A 638-nucleotide genomic window follows, 5' to 3' on the forward strand; every position below is an offset into this window, starting at 1 on the left:
GATCCCCCCGAAGTGACGACACGAGCCTCGACATGACGACCCCTGCCTTGCTTCCCCGCCCGACCGGCGGCCTGGCCGCGCTGGCCACCGCCGCGATGCTGATGCTGGCCGCCTGCGCCAGCAACACACCGCCCGCTGCAGCGCCTACCGCATCAGCGGCCACACCGGCCCCAGCTCCGGCCCCCGCCCCCGCACCAGCCCCGGCAGCGCCTGCCGTCGACACGCTGGCGCCCAATGCCAACCTGCACGTCGAAGGCATCCCGCCGGTGCCGCGCAGTCTGGTGCAGGCGGTCGACAAGTACACCGATTTCCGCGGCCACGGCTTCGTCGACTGGCACCCCGGCAAGCGCGAAATGCTGGTCACCCACCGGCCGGCCGGCGGCAGCACGCCGCAGCTGTTCCGCGTGGCCAGCCCGCTGGCCGAGCCGGAGAAGCTGACCGACTTCGCCGACCCGGTGACCAGTGCGCAGTACGAGCCGCTCGAAGGCAAGTACATCGTGTTCGAGCGCGCCGCCGGCGGCAACGAAGTGAACCAGCTCTACCGCATGGCGCTGGACACGCGCGAGGCGACGCTGCTGACCGACCCCGACCAGCGCCACAACTTCGAAACCTGGCTGCACGAGAAGCATGGCGTGGCC

General features: G+C 71.5%; 1 protein-coding gene. It reads left to right on the forward strand.

Going from position 1 to position 638, the window contains the following annotated elements; all coding sequences use genetic code 11:
- Nucleotides 1-32: 32 nt before the first annotated feature.
- A partial coding sequence (locus AC1DYI_RS37815) for a TolB-like translocation protein (protein WP_477209177.1) occupies nucleotides 33-638 on the forward strand: 606 nt, incomplete at its 3' end.

The organism is Ideonella sp. P3_A4 (assembly GCF_056403075.1).